Source organism: Sphingomonas sp. (genome assembly GCF_036387595.1).
Lineage (GTDB): Bacteria > Pseudomonadota > Alphaproteobacteria > Sphingomonadales > Sphingomonadaceae > Sphingomonas.
The window spans coordinates 20,357-28,164 of sequence record NZ_DASVTL010000002.1; the positions used below are offsets into that span (position 1 = coordinate 20,357).

Annotated in this window: 7 protein-coding genes; all 7 read left to right on the forward strand. The window is 64.8% G+C overall.

From position 1 onward, the window contains the following. The first annotated feature begins 14 nt into the window (after positions 1 to 14). The gene (dnaG, locus tag VF643_RS00165) at positions 15 to 1,901 is read left to right on the forward strand and encodes a DNA primase (RefSeq protein WP_331041339.1); all 1,887 of its coding nucleotides are present in this window, start codon (positions 15 to 17) and stop codon (positions 1,899 to 1,901) included. Further along, positions 1,901 to 3,910, forward strand: coding sequence for an RNA polymerase sigma factor RpoD (rpoD, locus tag VF643_RS00170; RefSeq protein ID WP_331041340.1), 2,010 nt, complete (start codon positions 1,901 to 1,903; stop codon positions 3,908 to 3,910). Before dnaG ends, rpoD begins: the two co-directional genes overlap by 1 nt. A 94-nt stretch (positions 3,911 to 4,004) precedes the next feature. Beyond that, on the forward strand, positions 4,005 to 4,289 hold the full coding sequence (locus tag VF643_RS00175) for a hypothetical protein (RefSeq protein WP_331041341.1): 285 nt from the start codon (positions 4,005 to 4,007) through the stop codon (positions 4,287 to 4,289). A 175-nt stretch (positions 4,290 to 4,464) separates the two neighbouring features. Beyond that, entirely contained in the window at positions 4,465 to 5,124 is a 660-nt protein-coding gene (locus VF643_RS00180; RefSeq protein WP_331041342.1) for a DUF6975 family protein, read from the forward strand. Between the two features lie 56 nt (positions 5,125 to 5,180). After that, entirely contained in the window at positions 5,181 to 6,038 is an 858-nt protein-coding gene (locus tag VF643_RS00185; RefSeq protein WP_331041343.1) for a MoxR family ATPase, read from the forward strand. A 53-nt stretch (positions 6,039 to 6,091) separates the two neighbouring features. Then, entirely contained in the window at positions 6,092 to 6,637 is a 546-nt protein-coding gene (locus VF643_RS00190) for a CHAP domain-containing protein (RefSeq protein WP_331041344.1), read from the forward strand. Positions 6,638 to 6,683: 46 nt separating this feature from the next. Continuing rightward, a partial coding sequence (locus tag VF643_RS00195; RefSeq protein WP_331041345.1) for a vWA domain-containing protein occupies positions 6,684 to 7,808 on the forward strand: 1,125 nt, incomplete at its 3' end.

The following is a 7,808-nucleotide window of genomic DNA, read 5'->3' on the forward strand; positions in this document are numbered from 1 at the left end:
CGGAGGGGAAGTACGTGACTCTCACCCCCGCCTTCCTCGACGAACTGCGCGCACGCACCGCGCTCACCGCGCTCATCGGCAAAAGCGTCAAGCTGACCAAGGCCGGGCGCGAATCGAAGGGGTGCTGCCCGTTCCACCAGGAAAAGACGCCCAGTTTCTACGTCAACGACGACAAGGGCTTCTACCATTGCTTCGGCTGTTCGGCGCACGGCGATGCGATCCGCTGGATGACCGATCAGCGCGGGTTGCCGTTCATCGACGCGGTCAAGGAACTCGCGCAGGCCGCAGGGATGGAGATGCCCGCGCTCGACCCGCGCGCCGCGCAGAAGCAGGAGGCGGCACGCGGGCTGCATGACCTCATGGCCGAGGCAGCGGCGTGGTTCACCGCGCAGCTGGACGGCATCGGCGGCGGCGAGGCGCGCGCGCTGCTCGACCGGCGCGGCGTGTCGCCCGGCACCGCGCGCGACTTCGGCCTGGGCTTCGCGCCCGATTCGCGCGGCAAGCTGAAGGCGGCGCTCGCATCCGCGGGCGATGCGATGCTGGTCGAGGCGGGAATGCTGATCCAGGTCGAGGGTAAGGAGCCGTATGACCGGTTCCGCGGCCGGCTGATGATCCCGATCCGCGATCCCCGCGGGCGGACGATCGCGTTCGGCGGCCGGATCATCGGAGACGGCGAGCCGAAATACCTGAACTCGCCCGATACGCCGCTCTTCGACAAGAGCCGCACCCTCTACAACCTCGATCGCGCCGCGCCCGCGGTGCGCAAGGCGGGCCGTGTGCTGGTGGTCGAAGGGTATATGGACGTCATCGCCCTCGCCCAGGCCGGCATCGTGGAGGCCGTCGCCCCGCTCGGCACCGCTTTGACGGAGGCGCAGTTGGAGCGGCTCTGGCGCCTGTCCGACGTGCCGATCCTGTGCTTCGACGGCGATGCGGCGGGGCAGAAGGCCGCGCTTAGGGCCGCCCACCGTGCGCTACCGCTGCTGACGCCGGGCAAGAGCCTGTCGTTCGTGACGATGCCCGAGGGGCAAGATCCCGACGACCTCATCCGTGCGAAGGGCGCCGCAGGGTTCGAGGCGGTGCTGGCTGAGCGCGAGCCGCTGGTCGATCGGCTGTGGACCTCCGAAGTCGCCGCGGAAACGCTCGACACGCCCGAACAGCGCGCCGGATTCAAGCGGCGGCTGGCCGAACTTGCCGGCGGCATCGCCGACGCTTCGGTTCGCGGCGAATACCAGTCCGAATTCCGACGCCGCTGCGACAAGCACTTCACGCCGCCGCGCAAACCCTTCGTGCCGTTCGAGAAACGCGCACCGTGGCAGGGGAAGGGCCAGTGGAAGCCCGCAATCACGTCTCCTTCCTCCGCCGCCAAGGCGGTCAACGCCAGCGGGATCGACCCGCTGCTGGCGAAAGCGGTACTCGCGGGGCTGATCCGCCACCCGGTAGAGATCGCGCGCCATATGGAAGTGCTGGGCAGCCTGCGGCTGGGCGCCAAGGACTCTGGCGGCGCACTCGGGCGGCTGTTCGAGGCGGTGGTCGATCTGGCGCTTGAGGACCGGGCGCTTGATAGCGCGCGACTCGTCACCATATTGGCGCGGTCGGGGTTCGATGCGATCGCAACCGAATTGTTGAGAGCAGACTCGATGCCCTATTCGTTCACGCAAGGCACTGCCGATCCAGTCCGCGTCCGGGAAGACCTGGACGAGGCGATCGCGGTCCTGGCGGCGCGGCCGGAGGTGGATGCGGCGCTTGCGAGTGCCACAGCGGCGATGCAGGCCGATTTCACCCCCCAGGCGTTCGAACGGCAGGTGGCGGCAGTGAAGGAACAGCAGGCGTTGGAGCTTCGACTTGCAAATCTGGTGCAAGAGAACGAAGACGCCCGCGCGTTGGGATCCGAGGGCAATTGATGGCGAATGAAACGACCGACGGCGATGCACCGCCGCTGATCGACCTGAACGATGCGTCGGTCAAGAAGGTGATCGCGCGCGCCAAGAAGCGCGGGTACATCACCTACGACCAGCTCAACGAGGCACTGCCGCAAGGCGAGATGACGTCCGACCAGATCGAGGACATGACGTCCGCGCTGAGCGAGATGGGTATCAACATCGTCGAGAACGACGAGGCAGGCGAGGACGGCGAGCCCGAGGCGCGCGCCGACGACGACGATGAGCCCGAGACGGTCGATGCCGAGGCCGGCGCCGCGGTAGAGGTGAAGAAGAAGGAGACGGTCGATCGCACCGACGATCCCGTCCGCATGTACCTGCGCGAGATGGGCGCGGTCGAACTGCTCAGCCGCGAGGGCGAGATCGCCATCGCCAAGCGGATCGAGGCCGGCCGCGACACGATGATCCTGGGGCTGTGCGAATCGCCGATCACCTTCAACGCGATCATCGACTGGTCGACCGCGCTGAACGAGGGCACGATGCAGCTTCGCGAGATCATGGATCTCGACGCGATGCTCTCCAAGGATCCCGCACCCGAGGCGCTGTCGGACGAGGAAGATCCCGCCGACGGCGAGATCAGCGAGAAGACCGCCGGTCCTTCGTTCAAGGAAGAGGCCGAGCCCGAGGAAGCGCCGGTCGCCGAGGATGACGACGAGCTGACCGAACGCCGCACGCCGCGCCCCAGCGACGACGAGGAGGAGGACAACACCCTTTCGCTCGCCCAGATGGAGGAGCAGCTCAAGCCGATTGCGCTCGAGCGTTTCGCCAGCATCACCGCGCTTTACAAGAAGTTCAGCAAGCTCCAGCAGACCCGGCTCGACGCGATGGCGGCGGGCGGCGAACTGTCGGCGGCCGACGAGCGCAAATATCAGAAGCTGCGCGAGGAACTGACCGCCGAGGTCGAGAGCGTCCAGTTCCACAATGCAAAGATCGAATATCTCGTCGATCAGCTCTACGCCTACAACCGCCGCCTCACCGCGCTCGGCGGGCAGATGCTGCGCCTGGCAGAGCGTCACAAGGTCAACCGCAAGGACTTTCTTGACCGCTACGTCGGGCACGAACTCGACGAAAGCTGGCTCCAGTCGATCCCCAAGTCCGACAAGAAATGGACCGCCTTCGCGACAAACGAGGGCGAAGCGGTCGATCGCATCCGTACCGAAATCGGGGAGATCGCCCAGGCCACCGGCATGGCGCTCGGCGAGTTCCGGCGCATCGTCAACATGGTCCAGAAGGGCGAGCGCGAAGCGCGGATCGCCAAGAAGGAGATGGTCGAGGCGAACCTGCGGCTCGTGATCTCCATTGCTAAAAAATATACGAACCGCGGGCTGCAATTCCTTGATCTTATTCAGGAAGGCAACATCGGCCTGATGAAGGCGGTCGACAAATTCGAATATCGCCGCGGTTACAAGTTCAGCACCTATGCGACCTGGTGGATCAGGCAGGCGATCACGCGCAGCATCGCGGATCAGGCGCGCACGATCCGCATCCCGGTCCACATGATAGAGACGATCAACAAGCTGGTCCGCACCAGCCGCCAGTTCCTTCACGAACAGGGCCGCGAGCCGACCCCCGAAGAGATGGCAGAACGCCTTTCCATGCCTTTGGAAAAGGTGCGGAAGGTGATGAAGATCGCCAAGGAGCCGATCAGCCTCGAAACGCCGATCGGCGACGAGGAGGATTCGCACCTCGGCGACTTCATCGAAGACAAGAACGCGGTGATCCCGGTCGATGCGGCGATTCAGGCGAATCTCAAGGAGACGGTCACCCGCGTCCTCGCCTCACTGACGCCGCGCGAGGAACGCGTGCTGCGCATGCGTTTCGGTATCGGTATGAACACCGATCACACGCTGGAGGAGGTCGGCCAGCAGTTCAGCGTCACCCGCGAACGCATCCGCCAGATCGAGGCCAAGGCGCTGCGCAAGCTCAAACACCCCAGCCGCAGCCGCAAGATGCGGTCGTTCCTGGATCAATAGGAGACTTGCAGCGGCGCCGGCTTCTCACCGCCTGCCGGTTCCCGAAACCCTGGCTCGCAAGATCGGGGCGCTCTCGCAAGAACGGGTAGCCGAGATGGAGGATTTCGTCGATTTCCTCGGTCATAGGGACCGCGAGATTTCGGAAAAAGCATTGCGTCGGGCCGCCATGACCGCCAGCGAAGCATCGTTTGCTGCGGTCGGGAACGACCAGAGGACGACGTTTACGATGCCCTCTGAGGCGGACGACGTCGGCTTCGGCGATGTCGTTCTCGTGCCGTTTTCCTTCACGGATCAGTCGGGCACAAAGCGCCGCCCTGCAGTCGTGATCGGCACCGCTCGCGACGCGCTGCGTCACGCGCTGAACCAGCTTATCGGCTGACGCATCGGACGCGTCGCAACCCGGCAACACCGGCAAAGTCTTGCCGCCTCGCGGAACGTGCTTGCCGGAAGGTTAAGCGCACCTACACCGCGTCTTTACACGCTTGGCACTATCTACAGGGCGCAGGATCGAGACGGCGGGCGCTGCGTCCCCGGGTTTTTGCGTAGAGGTATCAATGCGTTCGGATAGCGTAGAGCAGCGGTTGGCAAGGGGGGACACGGCCGCGGGCCAGGTCGTCTCGCGCGTCGCCGGGATCGAAGGCAGCACCGGCAATCGCCATCTGGCACGACTTCTCCGCCCGACTGTTCCCTTGCGCGATCTGGGCGATCTCGTTCACGCGCTATGTGCGGTCCACGGCAAGCGTCCCGACATGATCGAAGATGCGATGGCCACTTCTGTCGACCCGATCGAGCGGGAATGGCTTGGCCGGGCGGCTGGTGGGTTCGCCGACGAGCGTCACTATCTGGCACGACTTGTCTCCGCCGCCGGACCTCTTCCCTCCACCCCCGGGCAGGCCGAATGCGAATCGGCGTTCGTCGGACTGCGTCATGCGTTCGGCATGCTCGCCCGCTCCGGGCGGTCGGGTTGCGCGATGGGCGCGATCGAGGCACTCGTCATGGAGTGGCACGTCGTGCGGCCGCTGCTGGACCGTTCTGCCGATCGCTTCCACGTTGCGGGCGCCGCCTGCACGATGCCCGACAGCTTCGCCGACATCGTCGCGACCCCCAGCATGGAGCGCGCGATGGCGTTCGGTGCGCAACAATTGCTCGTCCAGCACCGCGGACTGTGGGACTTGCTCGAAAGCCGCGCCGCCGCCCGAGACGCTTCGGCCTGACTTGCGCCGCCCGGCGCGCTGCCCCTATGGCAGCGCGACCAGCAAGAGGGCGAGCGATGAAGCGTTTCGAGGGCACCGCAGGCTATGTCGCGACCGACGACCTCAAGGTCGCGGTGAATGCCGCGGTCACGCTGCGCCGGCCATTGCTGGTCAAGGGCGAGCCGGGCACCGGCAAGACCGTCCTCGCCTATGAGATCGCGCGCGCGGTCGGCGCGCCGCTCATCGAATGGAACGTCAAATCGACGACCAAGGCGCAGCAGGGCCTCTATGAATATGACGCGGTCGCCCGCCTGCGCGACGGCCAGCTCGGCGATGCTCGGGTTCACGACATCGCCAATTACATCCGCCGCGGCAAATTGTGGGAGGCGTTCACCCAGCCGGCGCCACCGGTGCTGCTCATCGACGAGATCGACAAGGCCGATATCGAATTTCCCAACGATCTGTTGCAGGAACTCGATCGCATGGAGTTCCACGTTTACGAGACCAAGGAAACCGTGCGCGCCGTCGAGCGGCCCATCGTCGTCATCACCTCGAACAACGAAAAGGAACTGCCCGACGCCTTCTTGCGTCGCTGTTTCTTCCACTATATCAAATTTCCCGATCGCGACACGATGCAGGCAATCGTCGACGTTCACTTCCCCGACATCCAGAAGCTGCTGGTGTCGCGTGCGATGGACATCTTCTATGACGTCCGCGACGTGCCCGGCCTGAAGAAGAAGCCCTCGACCAGCGAATTGCTCGATTGGTTGAAGCTGCTGCTGCACGAAGACATGCCGCTCGAAGCGCTCCAGAATCGCGATCCGACCAAGGCGATCCCGCCGCTCCACGGCGCGCTGCTCAAGAACGAACAGGACGTGATGCTGTTCGAACGCCTCGCCTTCATGGCCAAGCGGCAGCAGAATCGGCCGAGCTGAATCTGGCGCCCGAGGTAACGATTCGTTAACCATATTCGCCCCACACTGCGGGAATGCGAAGCCTGTATCACAGCATCGCCGCCACTGCCGCGCTGGTCGCCTCGGCCGCGACCGCGCCGGCACATGCCTCGCTTCTGGATTACGTCGGCCAGTGCGTGCCCTTCGCACGCGCCGCGTCGGGCATAGCGATCTACGGTGACGCCTGGACCTGGTGGGACAGCGCCGAAGGCCGATACCGCCGCGGTGACACGCCCCGGACCGGCGCAGTGATCGTCTTCGCGAAATCCGCGCGCCTGCCGCTCGGCCATGTCGCGGTCGTCAGCCGGGTAGTAGAAAAGCGCGTCGTGATGCTGACCCACGCGAACTGGTCCCGCCAAAACGGCGAGCGCGGTCACACCGAACAGGACGTCACCCTTTACGACGTGTCACCCGGCAACGACTGGAGCGACGTGAAGGTGTGGTATCGCGATTCTGAAGGGCTTGGCGGCAGCGTCTATAGGGTCAAGGGCTTCATCTACGGCGACGCCAGACCAGCGCGCGAATTGACCGGCCGCAACCCCGATTACGTTGGCGCGCTCATCGACGCCTACGCGCGTTGACTGCTGCGGCGTTGCCCCGCCCCTTTGCCGCTGCCATGATGCGTGCATGTTCCTCAACTTCCTCGACGAGCTCCGTGCCGCGGGCATTCCCGCCAGCCTGAAGGAGCATCTGATCCTCCTGGAGGCGCTCGACGCGGAGGTGATCGAGCGGACGCCCGAGGATTTCTACTACCTCGCCCGCGCGACCTATGTGAAGGACGAAGGGCTGCTCGACCGCTTCGACCAGGTTTTCGCGAAGGTCTTTCGAGGCATCGCGACGACGTTCGCCGCGCAGAATGCCGAAATCCCCGCCGACTGGCTGAAGGCGGTGGCCGAGAAATATCTCACGCCCGAAGAGATGGAGCAGATCAAGTCGCTCGGCTCTTGGGACGAGATCATGGAGACGCTCAAGAAGCGGCTCGAAGAACAGCACGCGCGCCACCAGGGCGGCAGCAAATGGGTCGGCACCGGTGGCACCAGCCCTTACGGCAATTCGGGGTACAATCCCGAAGGTGTCCGCATCGGCGGCGAGTCGAAACACGGTCGGGCGCTCAAGGTCTGGGACCAGCGCGAGTTCAAGAACCTCGACAACACCAAGGAACTCGGCACCCGCAATATCAAGGTCGCACTACGCCGCCTGCGCCGCTTCGCGCGGGAGGGAGCGGCCGACGAACTCGACATCGACGGCACGATCGACGGCACCGCCCGCCAGGGCTGGCTCGACGTCCGCATGCGCGCCGAGCGCAAGAATGCGGTCAAGCTGCTGCTGTTTCTCGACGTCGGCGGCTCGATGGACCCCTGGGTCAAGCTTTGCGAAGAGCTGTTCTCGGCGGCAACGACCGAGTTCAAGAACCTGGAATTCTTCTACTTCCATAATTGCCCCTATGAGGGCCTGTGGAAGGACAATCGTCGCCGCTTCCAGGAGCGCACGCCGACCTGGGACGTGCTCCACAAATACGGCCACGACTACAAGCTGGTGATCGTCGGCGACGCGTCGATGAGTCCCTATGAGATCACCCATCCCGGCGGCTCGGTGGAACATTTCAACGAAGAGCCCGGCTCGACCTGGCTGCATCGGCTGACCAACACCTATCCGGCGGCGGTGTGGCTGAACCCGGTGCCGGAGCAGCAATGGGGCTATTCGCAATCGGTCAAGATCATGCGCGAGCTGATGACCGACCGCATGTATCCG

What these genes read in the sequence shown, in the direction of transcription:
- rpoD (WP_331041340.1), top strand. Translation starts at nt 1,901, where the DNA reads ATGGCGAATGAAACGACCGACGGCGATGCACCGCCGCTGATCGACCTG.
- VF643_RS00185 (WP_331041343.1), top strand. Translation starts at nt 5,181, where the DNA reads ATGAAGCGTTTCGAGGGCACCGCAGGCTATGTCGCGACCGACGACCTC.
- VF643_RS00190 (WP_331041344.1), top strand. Translation starts at nt 6,092, where the DNA reads ATGCGAAGCCTGTATCACAGCATCGCCGCCACTGCCGCGCTGGTCGCC.
- VF643_RS00180 (WP_331041342.1), top strand. Translation starts at nt 4,465, where the DNA reads ATGCGTTCGGATAGCGTAGAGCAGCGGTTGGCAAGGGGGGACACGGCC.
- VF643_RS00175 (WP_331041341.1), top strand. Translation starts at nt 4,005, where the DNA reads ATGGAGGATTTCGTCGATTTCCTCGGTCATAGGGACCGCGAGATTTCG.